We start from the raw sequence: 17,758 nt of genomic DNA on the forward strand, positions 1-17,758 counted from the left end.
GTCTTCTTCGCCACCGCTTTATTCTTTCAAGTGCTACTGTCTGGGGACGTTTTTCTGCTATGATTTTAGTGAGATAAGGAGGATAGAATGCGTTTAAACATTGTGGAAATGGAAGAAATTTATATCGCAGGTATAGAGGTTGATCTGGATTTTGATTGGGATGAATTTTTCGAAGCGCCTGACCCGATCTTGTCAGAGATTGAACATGTGATGAAACATAATGTCTATTATTTCTTTTCAAGTGGGGAAAAATATATATTTGGCAAGCGAGTCAGTTCCATTGCGAATATCCCGGAAACGTTTATAGCTGCGAAAATACCTGCGGGGCTTTACTCCAAAGTACCTAGAATTTTATCTACCTATGAACATGACATGTTTTCGATGACGAATTACGAGGTGCTTGAAGGGGACGAATATAGCGAATATAGAGAGTTTGTATTTGGAGCAGCAAGCAAGTATCACGAATACGTTTATCGTTCAGTAGAATACTTGCCAGATGTCGTGAATGTGCGGCAGATTCCCGTTTTGCCAGAAGCGAGGGCAAAACTGCTTCGCAGGCAGTACATAGAAACATTTTTCGATGTAAACAGTAACCAAATTCGCAAGTTTCTCTATAAAAGATATGCAACATTGCACAGAGGATTCCTTTGGGAGTTTTTGGGAAAAGAGGCTTGCTGCAAAATGCAAGGGATGAGCTTGGCTGAAGCAACAGATTTTTTGAAAAGCAAACAAGAAGTGCTGTTTTTCTGGGACGCAACAAGCAAGTTAGGCAAAGAGTTCGCATACGGCAAAGTGTTTACGATGGATGCAGCAAAATTGATGCAATCTTACACGCGTTTCACTTTTGATATGTATCTGTTTGACTCGACCATGGACTGGACGATTATTTTTGTTCACGAAAGAATTAGCGATAAACCTGGCGATTGTTTTCTCATCAATAGGAATGAAATTGAGACAATGAGCTAAATGAGAGAAGGGGCTGTCCCTTACGTCATGGAAAATGACAGAGGAACAGCCCCTTGCATTGCGGATCGTTCGGAAATTAAGCAAAGGCTTTTAGCAGTTGAACGATTAATGGGATGAGATCTCCGATAAAAGTGAGAATCGCAATGGCAGTGTTCACAAAAGCCCCTCCTTAAAATTCCAAATTCACTATTAAGAAAAATTTTCCTTTTCATGTTTTTGTTTGGAAAAATACTGCATAACTACTTGCAAAGCCGCGAAGTGCATCACGATATGATTGCCCAGTGAAAAGCTGCGTTTTCCTGCATAGAAGCAAGAAACGGGATGTTCATCGCCAAATAAAACATAAAAAAGTTGCCGAACAGCCATACCGCTCGGACGTTGTTTTTCCGATCAATCCACCATTCAACGCGATTTTGGGCACTGGCAAGCAAGCAGCGCCCAAAAAACCATCTAGGGATTTGTTTCCTTCATCGTTCCCTCCGCATAGGTGACATGTTGAGCTGTGTAGCACGCAAAAAAATGACTGCTGGCTTAGCTTCGAGCCTGCCGGTCTATGAAAATGCTCCTTTTCGCAAAGCTGAACGGTGATTCCGTCGAGCCAGATTGGCAGGGCTGGCAGGTGAACACGAAAGAGGGATGCTCAATATCGCATCCCGGCAAAGCCTAATCCTTCCGTATAATCAAATACACAATCAACCCGATCACCGGGAAAAAAAGCAGCGCAACCAGCACGATAACGGAAAATTCTTTGCTGTTGCCTCTGCGCCGCGAATCGCGGTAGGCCCAAATGCTGATGAGGATGTTTATCGCGTTGAAAAGCAAAAATAATAGCAAGGGCAGAAACATCACAATCGAAGAGTCGCCCAAACTTGCCAATCGAATCACCTGCTTTGTCGGATAAGTATGCTACTTTTTCTAATTATACCAAAAATTAGGTTATTGCACATGCGCAGGTAGACCTCCTACAAATAGCGGCTCTCGCGCCATTTTGTCTCGTATTCTTTTTTCTTGCCCTCAATCGGGCGGAACCTTTGCAACGTCAGTTTTGAGAGGAAGCAATAAAACAGATAGGGCAGCAAGCAGCCTCTGATCTCTCGATGGAGCAAATGATGAGAACCCATAGACAGCACCACCTTTGGTTTAGTTGCGAGATTTGGGGCAAGAAGCAGACCTTCCTCTCCCCATCATACAGGAAGACAATGCCATTTCCAAAGCTCCCGACAGCAACCGGAACACGAAGAAAACTCATAAAAAACTGAAAAATCCAAATTGACACAAGCTTGAATATTCTGCTAAGATGACTTTATAAAGTCATTGGAAAAACAAAGGATGAGCTTATACGATGCGCAGGACTGGAGATTTGAAACTCATTCAAGAACTGAATCGCTTTATCATACTCGATACAATCCGCCAGCATGGGCCCATCTCGCGCAGCGACATCGCCAAAAGGCAAGGCATCAGCCCTACCACCGTCACTTCGGCCGTCAACGAGCTGATTCGCGACGGATTGGTAGCGGAGGATGGCACAGGGGAATCGAAGGGCGGGCGCAAGCCGATCATGGTGCGCTTTTGCCCGGACGGGAAGTTTTTGATCGGCGTTTCCATCACGAATACGGCGATTACGATTGCCGAGATGAACCTGGAGGCGGCGACCAAGCGCAAGCAGGTGTACCCGGTCGGTCCTGACATGGTGAGCGAGCGGATCGTGCAGTACGTGCTGGATTCGATCGCGGACTTCTTGGGGCAGGTGGAGGATGTCACCCGTTGCCTCGGCATTTCGATCATCGCGCCGGGGATTGTCGATGCGGCAAGCGGCGTGATTCGCTTCAACTCCAAGCTGCGGCTGACGGATGTTCCGCTGAAGGATCTCGCCGAGCAGCGCTTTGGCATGGAGACGTGGCTGGACAATGACGCCAATGCGATCGCGCTGGCGGAAAAAAACTTCGGCGTGGGGCTTGATGCCGACAACCTGCTGTTTGTGACAGTCGGAGAAGGGGTAGGTTCAGGTCTTGTTGTAAACGGTTCCATTTTCCGCGGAAGCCGCGGGGGCGCGGGCGAGTTTGGGCATACGACAGTGGACCGGAGCGGCATGCGCTGCGATTGCGGCAATGTCGGCTGTCTGGAAAACTACGTCGCCTGGCCGGCGATCTACACGGGCTTGTTGTCCGCGATTGCGCGCGGCAAAGAGACGCTCGTGCTGGAGCTGGCTGGCGGAGATTTGACGAAAATTACGTTTGACGTGTTCCGCCAAGCCTTGCAGCAAAAAGACCAGGTGTGCGAGGACATCGTGGAAGAGATCGCGTCGTATTTGTCGATCGGCATCGTCAATCTGGTCAATCTGTTCAACCCGAGCCTGATTATTCTCGGCGGGGAAATGATGCGCGACAACCACGTCTTGTTCGAGCGTATCGAAAAACAGGTGCGGGAGCAGGCAATGGGCATCATGGTGGAAGGGCTGGAGTTCCGCCCGACTATGCTGGGAGCGGACTTTGAAGTCAAGGCAGCCGCTGCCGTACTGCTACAGGACGTTTTTCATTTCAGCCTGTAGTTCCTTTTTGCAGACTTTATTTTAGCATTGGAAAAAGAAAGTGAGCCTCGGATGGTGAAAGGGGGGAGCCGCGGAGGTCAAGGCACAGTCGTTTCAATCAAAAGCTGGGGGTAAAACAGAGGAGAACGTAATGTCGAGGAGGGATTTCACATGAAAAAGTTGGTTTCATTGGCGATGGCCGCTCTGTTGGTAGCGGTGGCAGGATGTTCCGGTGGCGGACAAAGCGCCGCCCCGTCTGAAGGGCAACAGCCGGGTGCGGCAAGCGGAGAAAAGGTAACGCTTACGTACGCCCTGTGGGACAAAAACCAGATGCCGGCCATGGAGGAAATTGCGAAGAAATTCCACGAAGCCAATCCCAATATTGACATCAAGATCGAGCTGACGCCGAACAAACAGTATTGGACGAAGATGGAAGCGGCTGCGACTGGCGGCACGTTGCCGGACGTTTTCTGGATCAACGGCCCGCGGATCATCAAGTACGCGGCAAACGACGTGTTGTTGCCGATCACAGACCAGATCAAGGCGGACGGCATCGACCTCGGGAACTACCCGAAGGCGCTGGTTGATCTGTACACATACGAGGGACAAAACTACGCATTGCCGAAAGATTTTGACACCATTGGCCTCTGGTACAACAAAAAACTGTTTGATGAAGCGAACGTGCCTTATCCGGACGAGACATGGGACTGGAACAAGCTGAAGGAAGCGGCGAAAAAGCTGACAGACGAGAAAAAAGGCATCTGGGGCATCGCGGCAGCGCCGTACGGACAGGACAACTACTACAACACGATCTTCCAGAGCGGCGGGTACGTCATCTCCGAGGACAAGAAGTCGTCGGGCTTTGACAAACCGGAAACGATCGAGGGGCTGAAGCTGTGGGTCGACATGATTAACGACAAAGTGTCCCCGTCTGCGGCGCAAATGTCGGAAACCGAGTCCACGCAGTTGTTCGAGTCGGGCAAGGTGGCGATGATTTACACGGGTTCGTGGATGGCGAGCGCTTTTCACACCAACGAATATACAAAAGACAAGGTAGACGTCGCGTATTTGCCAAAAGGCAAGGAAAACACCAGCGTCATTCACGGCCTGGGCAATGTGATCGCGGCGAACACGAAGCATCCGAAAGAAGCGTGGGAATTTGTGAAGTACTTGGGCTCCAAGGAAGCGGCTGAGATTCAGGCGAGCAAAGGCGCGGCGATTCCGGCGTTCAACGGCACCCAGGATACGTGGGTCAAGTCGATGCCGAACTTCAATCTGCAAATTTTCATCGATCAGGCAGCGAACGCCAAGGCGTACCCGATTTCCAAAGATACGGCGAAGTGGGCCAAGCTGGAGACGGAGTACATGACCAAAGCCTGGGCGGGCCAAATGAGTGTGGAGGATGCAGCCAAAGAGCTTGCGCAAAAAATGAACGAGCTGCTGGCGCAAGAGTAGGGTTTCAACGGGCGGATGGCTTCGGAGGGTGAACGGAGCCATCCCCTGCTACGAGCTTATTGTCAGGGGGGATATTGCGATGAGCAGCCAACTTCAGCCTGAGGTGCATGCCGCTGCCCGGCCAAAAGCGGAAAAATCGTTGAACCGGATGAAGCGAAGTGACTGGCTTTGGGCGTATCTCATGATCGCGCCGACGCTGATCGGTTTGGGTGTGTTTTACATATGGCCAGTCGTGCAAACCATCTATCTCAGCTTTACCAAATGGGGAGGCTTCGGCAAGTACAAATGGACGGGCGTCGACAACTACGTGCTGCTGTTCCAGGACCCGAACATGTGGATCGCGCTGAAAAATACGTTCGTCTATACGGTGCTCGCGGTGCCTGCCAGTATCGCCATCTCCATATTGATCGCCGTTTTGCTGAACCAAAAAATCAAAGGCATCTCGTTTTACCGCACGCTGTATTTCTTGCCGGTCGTGACGATGGCGGCTGCCGTGGCGATGGTGTGGAGATGGCTGTACAACGCCGATTACGGTTTAATCAACTACTTGCTCGGGCTGGTGGGAATTGAGGGGCCGCGCTGGATATCCGACCCGGCGATCGCGCTGTACGCCGTCATTATCGTGGCGGTCTGGAGCTCGATCGGCTACAACATGGTCATTTTCCTCGCGGGCTTGCAGGGCATTCCGCGCAGCTACTACGAAGCGGCCGAAATGGATGGCGCCGGACCTGTGCGCATGTTTTTCACCATCACGCTGCCGCTGTTGACGCCGTCGATTTTTTTCGTCAGCATTACGTCGCTGATTGGCGCCTTCCAGGTGTTTGACCTGATTTATTTGATGATCGGCAAGCTGGGCAATCCGGCGACCGAGGCTACGCAAACAGTCGCGTATTTGTTCTTCACCAACGGCTTCGAGTCGGGCAACGGAGGCTATGCAGCCGCAGTGGCTGTCGTGCTGCTCGTGCTGATCCTGATTGTGACGGCCGTCCAGATGAAAATGCAGAAAAAATGGGTTCACTACGATTAAGCGAGCATGACGGGATGGGAGGAATGAGGGATGAGTGTCCGAACAGGACGTAATCGAGCAGCCAAAAACGTATTGATTCATCTTGTTTTGATCGCTGGCGCTCTGGTGATGGTCGCGCCGTTTGTCTGGATGGTGCTCACCTCGCTGAAAACGCTGGGCGAGTCGACGCAGGTGCCGCCTGTCATCTGGCCGACGGCGCTGCAATGGGAGAACTACACGCATATTTTCGAGATGCTGCCTTTTTACGATTTTTACTGGAATACGATCTTGACTACCGTGGTGAAAGTCGTCGGGCAAGTGTTCTTGTGTTCGCTTGCGGCGTACGCGTTCGCCCGCATCGAGTTTCCGGGGAGAAACGCCTTGTTCATCGTGTTTTTGTCCGTCTTGATGGTGCCGGGGCAAGTGTTTTTGCTCCCGCAGTTTCTCATCATGAAGGAGCTGGGCTGGCTGAATACGCTCACGGCGTTGATTGTGCCGGGACTGTTCAGCGCATTCGGAACGTTTCTGTTGCGCCAGTTTTTCATGTCCTTGCCAAAAGAGCTGGAGGAAGCGGCGAAGCTGGACGGCTGCAACCACTTCCAGATTTACTGGCGGATCATGCTGCCGCTGGCCAAGCCCGGGCTGATCGCACTGGCGATTTTCGTCGCCCTCTGGTCCTGGAACGACCTGATGTGGCCGCTGATCGTCAACAGTACGCCGGATAAAATGACCTTGTCCGCAGGATTGGCTTATCTGACCGGAGAACATACGAACATGACGAACTATCCGATTTTGATGGCCGGCTCCGTTCTTGCCATTTGGCCGATGATTATTGTCTTTATTTTCTTGCAAAAGCATTTTGTCGAGGGAATTACCCTAACCGGGTCCAAATAGCCATTTTCCCCAGAAGGAGTGAAAAACCAATATGCATCATGTTCTGGTAATCGGAGCAGGTACGATGCGAACTGTTCACGCACGCTCTTACGCTGCTATGGAAAACGTTGAGCTGGTCGGCATTGTCGACATTCGCGCAGAACGCGGTCGCGAGCTGGCGGCCGAGACGAAGACAGAGTGGTTCGCAAGCTATGAGGAAGCGATGGAAAAGCTCGCGCGGGTAGACATCATTGACGTGTGCCTGCCGACCTACCTGCACAAGACGTACGTGCAAAAAGCAGCCGACGCCGGCAAGCACATCATCTGCGAAAAGCCGCTGGCGCGCAACAAGGAAGAAGCAGAGTCCATCGTAGACTACTGCCGCGAGAAAAACGTCAAGCTGTTCGTCGGCCACGTCCTGCGCTTTTTCCCCGAGTACGAGAAGTCCCGTCAACTGGTGCAGGACGGCGCGATTGGCAATGTCGGCGTGGCGCGGACGTTCCGGGGCGGGATTTTTCCGACCGCGTGGAACGACTGGTATGCCGACTACAAAAACAGCGGCGGCCTCGTGCTGGACATGATTATTCACGACTTTGACTTTTTGCGCTGGTGCTTCGGCGACGTGGAGCGCGTCTATGCGAAAAGCTTGCTCGGGCGCGGATTCGCGCGGATGGATTACGCGCTGGTGACGCTGCGGTTTCAAAACGGGATGATCGCGCACGTGGAAGGCTCGTGGGCGCATGAAGGCTTCTCGATGAAAATGGAGCTGGCTGGCAGCGAAGGCATCATTCAGTACGACAGCGCGAAGGAAAAGCCGCTGATCGCGGTCAACCGCGCGAAGCAGGCGGGCATGAGCGGAGTGGCGGTGCCGGAGAGTCCGTTGCGGGAAAATCCGTATTTCCGCGAGCTGAAGCACTTCATCGACTGCATCGAAAACGACCGCGAGCCGCGCGTGACGGTCGAGGATGCCGTGAAGGCAGTGGAAATCGCGCGAGCCGCGCTTGAGTCAATCGAAACGGGCAAGCCCGTAACGCTAGTGTAGGAGGGGACCACATATGAAACTGGGAATCATCAGTGTCGCACATATGCATGCGTACAGCTACGCGAATGCTGTCGGGAAGCTTGCGGGCGTACAATTGGTCGGGGTTGCCGACGAGGACGAAGCGCGCGGCAAGGCGGCGGCAGAGAAGTGGGGCGTACCGTTTTACCGCGATTATCGCGAGCTTTTGAAAACGGACATCGACGCGGTCATCATCACTTCGGAAAATGCGAAGCATCATGAGCATACCGTAGCAGCGGCGAAGGCAGGCAAGCATATCCTGTGCGAAAAGCCGCTCGCGACCACGCTGGCGGCGGCCGAGGAAATGATCGACGTGTGCCGCGAGCAAGGCGTCATTTTGCAGACGGCGTTCCCGGTCCGGTTCCATCCGGCGGTCGTGCGGGCCAAACAGCTCGTGGAGCAAGGCAAGATCGGCCGCATCATGGCGATCCGCGGGACGAACCGGGGGCAAAATCCGGGCGGCTGGTTCGTCGATCCGGCCCAATCCGGCGGCGGCGCAGTCATCGACCATACGGTGCACGTCGTCGATTTGATGCGCTGGTTCATGGGCGCAGAAGTGCGCGAGGTGTACGCGGAGGTAGACAGCAAGTTTTCCGCTACTCCGATTGACGACTGCGGCATTTTGACGCTCGAATTTGAAAACGGCGTGTTTGCCACGCTCGATTGCAGTTGGTCGCGCAACAAGACGTTTCCGGTCTGGGGCGACGTCACGATGGAGATTATCGGCACGGAAGGCACGATTTCGCTCGACGCCTTTTCGCAAAAGCTCGACGTGTACAGCAACGACAAAGGCTTGAAGTGGGTGAACTGGGGCGACGACATGGACAGCCAGTTGGTGAGCGACTTTGTCGCGAGCGTCCGGGAGAAAAAAGCGCCATCGGTAACGGGAGAGGACGGCATGCGGGCGGTGGAAGTCGCGCTTGCTGCCTACCAGTCGGCTGAGCAGAAGCAGCCGGTAGTCATACGCTAGCTGGGACGGTGAACGAGAGTGAGCATACAGATCGGAATGATTGGCGTTGGCGGGATTGGACAGCATCACCTGAAAGGCTTGCTCGCTGACGAACGGGTGAGAGTCACAGCCGTCTGCGACGTGAACAAGGAAGCGGCGGCGTCTACGGCTGAGCAGATCGGGGCTGCGGGCTACACGTCCTGGCGGGAGCTGCTCGCGCATGAACAGCTCGATGCGCTGTTTGTCTGCGTTCCGCCTTTTGCCCATGAAGAAATCGAGGAGCAGGCTGCGGCCAGAGGCATTCACCTGTTCGTGGAAAAGCCGATCGGACTGGATCTGGAGACAGTCAAGAGGAAGCAGGCGGCGATCGAGAAAGCAGGAATTATCAGCGCGACAGGCTATTGCCTGCGCTATCTGGACATCGTGCAGCAGGCCCGCGACTATTTGGCTGACAAGCAAATCGCGCTGGTGCGCGGCCATTATTTGACCAAATTTGTGGAGACGCCGTGGTGGCGGCAGATGGGCAAATCCGGGGGCCAGCTAGTTGAGCAGGCGACGCATACGCTCGACATGATGCGCTTTTTGGCCGGGGACGTGGAAAAAGTGTACGCCCAGATGGCGCTTTTGGCCTCGCAAGACATCGACGGCATCGACATTCCCGAAGTATCGGCGGTCAGCCTGTCGTTTGCAACAGGGGCGATCGGGCAGCTCGATACGTGCTTCATCCAGGCCGATCACCGCACAGGGGTGGAAATTCTCGGGAAGCATTTCCGCGTCCAGATCGACGGCCGAAAGCTGACGATCACGGACGAGGCGGGAACGCGCACGACAGAAGCAACGGTGGACATGTACAGGAAGCAAGACCGGGCGTTTGTCACGGCAATCGAAACAGGGGATGCGAGCCTGGTCCTGTCACCGTATGCCTCGGCGAAAAAGACGCTGGCGGTTACGTTGGCGGCCAATCAGTCTGCGAAGTCAGGCACACCTGTCACGATTTCGCACGATGAATAAGGGAGTGAACAGCATGTTTTTTCAAAAAGGAATCAACGCCTGGTGCTTCCCGAAGGAAACCGGAGCAGAGGACATTTTCCGGCAGGCAAAAGCGTACGGGTACGCGGGCGTCGAGCTGAATCTCGACGAAGGGGACGCTTGCTTGCATCTGGAGATGACGGAGGAAGAGTTACGGCTGCTCGCGCAAAAGGCCCGCGAGCATGGGCTGGAACTGCCGAGCGTCTCGACGGCGCTTTTGTGGAAGTACCCGCTTACGCACAATGACGAAGCAGTTCGCGAAAAAGGCATTCGGGTCGTCGAGAAAATGATCGAGGCGGCGAGCATTTTTGGCGCCCGGACGGTGCTCGTGGTGCCTGGACTGGTGACGGCGGAGGTTTCGTACGACAAGGCGTATGAGCGCGCACGCGAGGCGCTCGTGCGGCTGGCGCAAACGGCAGCGGCCAAGCAGGTGCACATCGGCATCGAAAACGTCTGGAACAAGTTCCTGCTCAGTCCGCTGGAAATGGCCGGACTGATCGACGAAGTGAATAGCCCGTGGGTAGGCGCTTATTTCGATGTCGGCAACGTGCTGCAGTTCGGGTTTCCCGAGCAGTGGATCCGGATTTTGGGGAAAAGAATCCGCGCCATTCACGTCAAAGATTTCAAGACGTCGACGGGCAACATTACCGGATTCGTGCCGCTTTTGGCTGGCGACATCCCGTGGGATCGCGTGGTGGAGGCGCTGCGCGAGGTGGAGTACAGCGGCTATGTCATCCCGGAAATCTCGCCGTTTGCCCACAAGCCAAAGCTGCTGCTCGCGCAGTGCTCCCAGGCGCTTGACGCCATTTTTCAATAGAGAACAGACAGCGAGGATGTGAGTCAAAGGATGACCCAAGACAAACCATATGCCATCGGAATTGACCTGGGAGGCACGAAAATCATCGCTGCTATCGTCGACCAGAATGGCTGCATCCTGAGCCAAGCGAATGCGCCGACGCAAAAGGAGGACGAGGCTGATGCTGTCATTTTGCGAATTGGCGATCTGGTGCAGTCCGTGCTTGCGGACAGCGGTGTCGGCCTCGCGCAAATACGCGGAATCGGAATCGCTACTGCCGGAATTATTGATACGCATCGGCACATGGTCATCTTTGCGAGCAATCTGAACTGGAGCGACGTGGCAATCGGCGACAGGCTGCACGAACGGTTTGGCGTTCCGGTGCAGCTCATCAACGACGCCAATGCGGCAGCGGTGGCGGAATGGGCTTTTGGCAGCGCCAGTGGCACGGATGATCTCATTTACGTGACGGTCAGCACGGGCGTGGGAGCCGGCATCATCAGCGGCGGCCGCCTGATTACCGGAATCGGCGACAGCGCGGGAGAGTTCGGGCACATATCGCTTGACCCGGAAGGACCGCTCTGCGCCTGCGGGAACAGAGGCTGCCTGGAAAACTACGTCTCCGGGCTTGCGCTCGCCAAAATGGCGCAGGAGCAGTTGCAATCCGGTACGGCCAGCTCCTTGCGCACTTGCACCACGGGCGAGCTCAGCCGCATTACGGCCAAGGAGATCGGCGAGCAGGCACAGAGCGGGGATGCGCTCAGCATCGACTTGCTGCGGCAGGCTGGCTACTACCTCGGCGTCGGCCTGACCAACTTGATCCACCTGTTCAATCCGCAGGTGATCGTGTTCGGCGGCGGAGTCATGAACAACGGACAGATCCTGCTCGAAGAAGCGCAGCGGGTAATCCGCCAGCGCTGCATCTCGCGCATGGCGAGCCAGGCGACGATTCAGTTGAGCACGATGGGAGCGGAAGCGGGCGTGCTGGGAGCAGCGGGGATGTATTTTCCGGCCGCGCGCAAAAAAGTGGCCGTCTAAGCGAGGATGAAGCGCGAAGGAATAAAAGGAAGCCGACGTTTTGCCAGAGACGTCGGCTTTTTGCTGTGGTTCTTTTGCATAGGCACGCTTGACGAGGGAGGCTTGGCGGGAAGGCGCTCGCGCTTTCTGCGGGATGGCATGACAGAATCTCCAAGGGTTCTCGCGTCAGACAAGTAATCGTAACCTGCCAGATTTTCCTTACAACTGTTTCGGGTCCGGAACATAGGCAACATAACCGATGCTGTCTGGCGAGTCGGCAATTTTCGTTTGCTTGGGAAAAGCGCGAAGCGTCCACAGGATGTACAGGTCGCCAAACCCGCCGAGCAGCATCGCGATGCTCCATAAGTACCAAAAGATCGAATGGAAGAAGTACGCCAGGAAAAGCGGCAGCACGCCGAGCAGCAAGTTCGGAAGCAGGACGGCAAACCGATAGCTGCCGATGGAGATCGGCTTCAGGCAGCAAGCGTACAAAACGAGCTTGCGCCACACCACGCCAAAGCGAATATCTGCGACAGACACCTGGCGGCTGAGCAGGAAGCCGACTCCGTGCAGTAGTTCATGGACGATTACGCCAACTGCGACCGCGAGAAAAAACAGGAAGAAGTCGCCAAACGAGAGCGTAAAGGCGAGTGTCGTCTGATAAAGAAACGCGAACAAAGCTGCCGGAACGAACAGCAGGAAGCACACGCAGGCAAGCAAATTGGCTTTTAACGGCTGCAAGATCACCTGCTTTTTCACGTAGTTGGGTTCCAAATCAATCGGGCCTCCTGTCATGATATACTCCAAGTATAGCTTTTTGGGCTGACGGCGTTCAAATGAATCCGCCATACTGCACAGGAATTGGCCTTTCGACTCATATGGTTTCGGAATGCGGTTCATGTATGATGAAGTTGTGGCACGTTTCGGCAAAAAACAGGCCAAAGGAAACAGAAAAAAGCGGATGAGGGGTCGCAGCATGCAGGGGAAAAACAAACGTCTATTACTGGGAATCGCGCTACTGGTTGTCATTGCGTTGGGCTTTTGGGGCTATCGCTTGCTGGGGCCGATTGCGCTGGCAGAAGGGTATTTGTACGAAGACAACAGCCGGATGGCGTACGCAAAAGTAACAGCGGAAAATGACCAGGTCAACGTTGAAGTAACGTTGTCCAAGCTGCTCGTCGAGGATACGATTCCGCGCTTGCAGACGGAGACAAGCGTCTGGACGGGGACGATGGAAAAAGATACGCTTACCCTTCAAGAGAAGACGACGGGCCAAAAGCTCCAGGCCAAGGTGAGCGCAGACGGGCTGCTGTTCCAGGGGCCGCTTGCGCAAGGCGAGCCGGCGGAAACCAAGCTCGCAGCCAGCAACAAGCAGACGTACGACGACAAGCTGGCGGCGTGGACGAACAGCGTCGAGCAGGAAGCCGCCCAGAAGAAAAAAGAAGTGGAAGAGCAACGGGCCAAGGAAGCAGCGCGCGTCGAGTTCGCTAAAAAGGTCGAGCAGACGGGGAGGCTTACGGCCGATATGCTGGAGAGCGCCCAATATTTGCAGGAAATCCAGTTCGCAGAGGAGCTGCAGTTTTCCAAAGACCAGGTCGTCGAGCTGCAAGGTCTTTTGGACGAGCTGATTACATACGCGAAACAGCCTAGCCTGAGCAAAATGGAATACGACGTGATGGCCGGGACGCTCGGCAGCATGAAGGTGCTGGTCGACGGGATGAACGCCATGGACAGCACGATTGCGCAAAAGAAAAAGAGCATGCAGGACATCATCGCGGTGCTGGAGACGGATATGAAAGACGCGCAGGCGGTGTGGGAGGAAATCAAGGCGAGCGTGACAGATGCAGAGAAGCGGGAAAAAGCGTTGACGGACGCGGTCAAGACAGGCTCCGATGCGATCGCGCAGGCGAAGCAGCGGCTCGGCACGCTGGAAAAAGAGCAGGCGGGCGTCAAAGCTTCCGCAAACAAGCTCTACCAGCAGGCGGCAGCCGTGCTCGAACAGACGAGGTCCAAGTACGGCTACTAGCACTGATACACCGATAGCGGAAAAAGACAGGCTCAGCTTCCGGACGGCTCGATGCGGCGGGAGGCTGAGCTTTTTTGTGCAGATTGTGCAAAAAAAGAATGGACTAGAGGTTTATCCGGTAGAAGGACAACCTGGCACGACTTCGGACGAAGAGGGAAAGCAAGACGCGTTCGCTTTAGATAGCAAGGTTTCGGGGAATGGCTCGATGCAGCAGCCAAGTCTCTGGAGCGAATGAGATTTTGTTATTTTCAGATCGGTTTTATTGTATTATTCTTAATCGTATAAATCAGCCTTTGTGGCTTTGGTCGGGAGGTTTTTTATGAGCGTCTACGAAAGTATTACGGAGCTGATCGGAAACACGCCTCTCGTTCGCCTGAACCGGATGGTCCCCGAAGGAGCGGCAGAAGTATGGGTGAAGCTGGAAAAATTCAACCCGTCGGGAAGCGTCAAAGACCGGGCTGCTTACAACCTGATTGCCGTAGCCGAGCAGGAGGGCCTGATCCGGCCAGGGGACACGATTATCGAGCCGACCAGCGGGAACACCGGGATCGGCTTGGCGATGAACGCCGCGGCCAAAGGGTACCGGGCGATATTGGTCATGCCGGACAACATGTCCAAAGAGCGGATCAACATCTTAAAAGCGTACGGGGCAGAGGTCGTGCTGACGCCAAGCGAGCAGCGGATGCCGGGAGCGATTGCCAAGGCCAAGGAGCTGCAGCAGGAGATTCCGCGCAGCTTCATCCCGCAACAGTTTGAAAACAAGGCGAATCCCGATATCCACCGGGTCACGACTGCCCGCGAAATTTTGGCGCAGACGAACGGACAGCTCGACGCTTTTGTCGCAACCGCTGGCACTGGCGGAACGATTACGGGGACAGGCGAAGCGTTGCGCGAGCAGCTTCCGGAGCTGTACATCGCCGTCGTCGAGCCAAAAGGCTCCCCGGTTTTGTCCGGCGGCAAGCCTGGACCGCACAAGCTGGTCGGCACCAGTCCGGGCTTTATTCCGCGCATTTTGAATACGGGCATCTACGACGAGATCATCCAGATCGCGGACGAGGACGCGCTGGACAGCATGCGCAAACTGGCGGCGCTGGAAGGGATTTTGGTAGGTCCGTCGTCTGGAGCATCGGTGTTTGCTGCGGTTGCTGTCGCGAAAAGGCTGGGAGCGGGCAAGCGGGTCGTCTGCATCGCGCCGGATACGGGCGAACGGTATTTGAGCATGAATCTTTTTTAAAAGGAAACGAAGCAAGCGAAAGCCGCTTTTCTGTGCGAGGGAGAAGGCGGCTTTTTCGTATCCCGGGCGAGCATGGTGTGTTATTATTTGGAAAAAGTCTTTCCGACAGGAACAGACACGATGAGGAGCGGCATGCAAATGGGCAGAAGGGCTATAATCGCCGGAGCCGGGGTGAGCGGGCTGGCGGCTGCCATCGCATTGAAGCAGGCGGGCTGGCAGGTGATGTTGTACGAGCAGGCCAAGGAGCAAAAAGCCATCGGCGCTGGCATCGTGCTCGCAGCCAATGCGATGAAAGCACTGGATAAGCTCGGGGCGGGGGCGCGCGTTCGCGAGCTTGGTTCCCCTGTTCGCGAGGCGAAAATACGCGACTGGCGAGGAAACGTGCTGGTCGAGATGGCTTTTGAGCAGCAAGCAAAGCGCTGCGGGGCGGACAGCTACTTGATCCACCGCGCTGATTTGCAGCAGGCCATGCTTGCGAAAGTGGCGGCGCACGATCTCGTTCTGGACAAAAAGCTCGTTTCCTTTGCGCAGGAAAAGGGCGGCGTGCAGGCGGCTTTTGCGGATGGCACGACAGCGGAAGCAGACGTCCTGATTGGCGCGGACGGCATCCATTCGCGCGTTCGCAAGCAGCTTTTTGGCGAGGGGAAAATGCGCTACTCCGGCTACACGGCGATTCGCGGCATAGCCCGCTACGAAGACCAGCGCTATCCGGTGGAAACGCACGGAGGGTTCGAAGCGTGGGGGAGAGGAGCCCGGTTTGGCTTTTCGCACATCGGCGGCAACCGAATTTTCTGGTTTGCGGCGGTCAACGCGCCAGAGGGCGAACAAGATTCGCCGATCGCCCGAAAGCTCGCGGCTATGCGCAGGTTCGAAGGCTGGTACGAGCCTGTGCAGGCTGTCATTGCGGCTACGCCAGAGGAAGCGATTTTGCGCCATGACATATACGACCGCCGTCCGCTGAAGCAGTGGGGAGCAGGGCTTGTAACGCTGATCGGAGACGCTGCGCATCCTATGCTGCCGAATCTGGGCCAGGGAGCAGGCCAGGGGCTGGAGGATGCGCTCGTGCTGGCGCGCTGCCTGGCAAAAGCGGGAGGCGCCGCTGATTTTTCCACAGCTTTGCGCGAATACGAAGGGCTGCGAAAAAAGCGGGTGCATGCCATCGTGCGCAGCTCGCGGCTGATTGGCTATGTGACGCAATGGGAAAATCCGCTGGCGGTCGCCTTTCGCAGCCTGCTGCTGAAAACGATACCTGCCGACGTGCAGAGCAGGCGGCTGGACTGGATTATCGGGCACGAGGTATAGACGCAAGCCAAAAAAGCAGGGAGCGGAAAGCTCCTGCTTTTTTCTGTGCAAAACGTTCCCGGCGCAATTCGTGCCAGGCAGCTTTTGAGCGTTTGGGATCGGCAAAACGAGCCTGAATGGTTTGCCCTGCCTTAGCCTTGCGGACGCGCCTGGTAGGCGAGCAAGGCTCCGATGAACAACTGTCCGGTCTGGAGCATGGAGCGCTCATCCACATCGAATTTCGGGTGGTGGTGCGGATAGGTCGCCTTGATCTCCGGGTTGCGGCCGCCTGTCATGAAGAAAGTGGCTGGCCGCTCCTGCGCGAAGTAGGCAAAGTCTTCTCCGCCCATGATCGGCGGCATCTTGATGACGTTCTCGTCGCCGAAGAGACGCTTGGCTTCTGCCTCGACATGCGTCGTTTCCACTTCGTCGTTCCAGGTGGCAGGGTAGCCGCGCTCGTACGTGATTTCGCACGTCGCGCCGACAGCCTGGCAGCTCGCCTCTACGATGCGGCGCATGGAATGCTCGACTGCGACGCGCACTTCCTCGTCATACGTGCGCACGGTTCCTTTGAGGCGCACTTGGTCGGGGATGACGTTGTAGGCTTCGCCGCCTCCGAGGAACGAGCAGACGGACAGAACGACCTGCTTGAGCGGATCAATCTGACGGCTTGCTATTTGTTGCAAGTTCATCACGATCTGGCTGCCGAGCACGATCGGGTCGATCGAGTTGTGCGGGGAAGCGCCGTGGCCGCCTTTTCCGTACAAAATGATTTCGAAGCTGTCCGCAGCCGCCGTTACATAGCCCGTCGCAATCCCGACCTTGCCGACTGGCAGGTCAGAGGCTACGTGCGCGCCGAACACTACGTCGACGCCTTCCAGGCAGCCTGCTTCGACCATGGCCTTGGCGCCGCCCGGCGGCAGCTCTTCGGCAAATTGATGCAGGAACACGACCGTTCCTGGAATTTCGTCACGATATTCGCTCAACACTTGCGCGACACCCAAAAGCCCTGCTGTATGAATGTCGTGCCCACACGCGTGCATCACGCCTGGAATGCGCGATTTGTACTCGACGTCTTTTTCATCCTGAATCGGCAGGGCGTCAAAGTCGGCGCGCAGGGCGACTGTTTTTCCCGGTTTGCCGCCCTTGAGATAGCCGACGACGCCCATGCCGCCGACACCTGTTTTGACTTCAATGCCAAAGGAAGCCAGCTTGTCCGCTACCTTTTTGGCCGTATTCTCCTCTTTGAAGGAAAGCTCGGGGTACATATGCAGATCGCGTCTGAATGACACAAGCTCGGGGTAAATTTCCTGTAAACGGGCAAACAATTTGTCTTGCATTGGACCCACTCCTTTTTCCCGTAGAAAGAGATTGGTAATTCGCAGTCTCTTAATTATAAAAATATTGAGAAATATATTGCAATCTATGCTGTACCAGAGTATGCCTGGTGTGACGGGGGATGCAGGTGGACAGCCTCGAAAGAAATGGACTAGAATGAAGAGAGGAAAGACACGTCATAGAGAGATTGACAGAGGAGAA

Annotated in this window: 16 protein-coding genes; 13 read left to right on the forward strand and 3 right to left on the reverse strand. The window is 55.2% G+C overall.

Annotation, left to right across the window (positions count from 1 at the left end):
- Positions 1-87: 87 nt before the first annotated feature.
- The gene (locus tag AC3WQH_RS06285; protein WP_025847156.1) at positions 88-966 is read left to right on the forward strand and encodes a hypothetical protein; all 879 of its coding nucleotides are present in this window, start codon (positions 88-90) and stop codon (positions 964-966) included.
- Between the two features lie 663 nt (positions 967-1,629).
- Here the strand turns inward: AC3WQH_RS06285 and AC3WQH_RS06290 are convergent.
- Positions 1,630-1,842, reverse strand: a complete 213-nt coding sequence (locus AC3WQH_RS06290) for a PLDc N-terminal domain-containing protein (RefSeq protein ID WP_005836646.1) — start codon at positions 1,840-1,842, stop codon at positions 1,630-1,632.
- Positions 1,843-2,308: 466 nt separating this feature from the next.
- On the opposite strand from AC3WQH_RS06290, the gene AC3WQH_RS06295 reads away from it, so the two are divergent.
- From AC3WQH_RS06295 to AC3WQH_RS06335, 9 genes are all read left to right on the forward strand, one after another.
- Positions 2,309-3,514, forward strand: coding sequence for an ROK family transcriptional regulator (locus AC3WQH_RS06295; protein ID WP_005836648.1), 1,206 nt, complete (start codon positions 2,309-2,311; stop codon positions 3,512-3,514).
- Positions 3,515-3,664: 150 nt separating this feature from the next.
- The gene (locus tag AC3WQH_RS06300; protein ID WP_005836649.1) at positions 3,665-4,948 is read left to right on the forward strand and encodes an ABC transporter substrate-binding protein; all 1,284 of its coding nucleotides are present in this window, start codon (positions 3,665-3,667) and stop codon (positions 4,946-4,948) included.
- Between the two features lie 79 nt (positions 4,949-5,027).
- Positions 5,028-5,975 (forward strand): carbohydrate ABC transporter permease, encoded by a 948-nt coding sequence (locus tag AC3WQH_RS06305; RefSeq protein WP_005833827.1) that lies wholly within the window; start codon positions 5,028-5,030, stop codon positions 5,973-5,975.
- A gap of 30 nt (positions 5,976-6,005) precedes the next feature.
- Positions 6,006-6,848, forward strand: a complete 843-nt coding sequence (locus tag AC3WQH_RS06310) for a carbohydrate ABC transporter permease (RefSeq protein ID WP_007780639.1) — start codon at positions 6,006-6,008, stop codon at positions 6,846-6,848.
- 31 nt (positions 6,849-6,879) lie between these two features.
- On the forward strand, positions 6,880-7,869 hold the full coding sequence (locus AC3WQH_RS06315; protein WP_492331948.1) for a Gfo/Idh/MocA family protein: 990 nt from the start codon (positions 6,880-6,882) through the stop codon (positions 7,867-7,869).
- Positions 7,870-7,882: 13 nt separating this feature from the next.
- On the forward strand, positions 7,883-8,857 hold the full coding sequence (locus AC3WQH_RS06320) for a Gfo/Idh/MocA family protein (RefSeq protein ID WP_005833821.1): 975 nt from the start codon (positions 7,883-7,885) through the stop codon (positions 8,855-8,857).
- An 18-nt stretch (positions 8,858-8,875) separates the two neighbouring features.
- Positions 8,876-9,847 carry a Gfo/Idh/MocA family protein gene (locus AC3WQH_RS06325; protein ID WP_492331949.1) on the forward strand — a complete coding sequence of 324 codons (972 nt, stop codon included), beginning with the start codon at positions 8,876-8,878 and terminating at the stop codon, positions 9,845-9,847.
- Positions 9,848-9,860: 13 nt separating this feature from the next.
- Entirely contained in the window at positions 9,861-10,682 is an 822-nt protein-coding gene (locus tag AC3WQH_RS06330) for a sugar phosphate isomerase/epimerase family protein (protein WP_005833817.1), read from the forward strand.
- A gap of 30 nt (positions 10,683-10,712) precedes the next feature.
- Positions 10,713-11,699 (forward strand): ROK family protein, encoded by a 987-nt coding sequence (locus AC3WQH_RS06335; RefSeq protein ID WP_005833816.1) that lies wholly within the window; start codon positions 10,713-10,715, stop codon positions 11,697-11,699.
- Positions 11,700-11,897: 198 nt separating this feature from the next.
- Here AC3WQH_RS06335 and AC3WQH_RS06340 read toward each other — a convergent pair whose 3' ends face one another.
- Positions 11,898-12,452 carry a DUF3267 domain-containing protein gene (locus tag AC3WQH_RS06340; protein WP_235694757.1) on the reverse strand — a complete coding sequence of 185 codons (555 nt, stop codon included), beginning with the start codon at positions 12,450-12,452 and terminating at the stop codon, positions 11,898-11,900.
- Between the two features lie 202 nt (positions 12,453-12,654).
- Between AC3WQH_RS06340 and AC3WQH_RS06345 the strand changes: the two genes are divergently transcribed.
- The 3 genes from AC3WQH_RS06345 to AC3WQH_RS06355 all read left to right on the forward strand — a co-directional run bounded on the left by AC3WQH_RS06345 (position 12,655) and on the right by AC3WQH_RS06355 (position 16,240).
- The gene (locus AC3WQH_RS06345) at positions 12,655-13,704 is read left to right on the forward strand and encodes a hypothetical protein (RefSeq protein WP_025848220.1); all 1,050 of its coding nucleotides are present in this window, start codon (positions 12,655-12,657) and stop codon (positions 13,702-13,704) included.
- 319 nt (positions 13,705-14,023) lie between these two features.
- A complete protein-coding gene (gene cysK / locus AC3WQH_RS06350) occupies positions 14,024-14,938 on the forward strand; it encodes a cysteine synthase A (RefSeq protein WP_005833811.1) in 915 nt (304 codons plus the stop codon).
- Between the two features lie 138 nt (positions 14,939-15,076).
- Complete coding sequence (locus AC3WQH_RS06355) at positions 15,077-16,240, forward strand: FAD-dependent monooxygenase (RefSeq protein ID WP_376744028.1); 1,164 nt, start codon at positions 15,077-15,079, stop codon at positions 16,238-16,240.
- A gap of 131 nt (positions 16,241-16,371) precedes the next feature.
- Here AC3WQH_RS06355 and AC3WQH_RS06360 read toward each other — a convergent pair whose 3' ends face one another.
- Positions 16,372-17,559 carry a M20 metallopeptidase family protein gene (locus tag AC3WQH_RS06360; protein WP_327990678.1) on the reverse strand — a complete coding sequence of 396 codons (1,188 nt, stop codon included), beginning with the start codon at positions 17,557-17,559 and terminating at the stop codon, positions 16,372-16,374.
- Positions 17,560-17,758 lie beyond the last annotated feature (199 nt).

Source organism: Brevibacillus sp. FW301-21C12A (assembly GCF_058788915.1).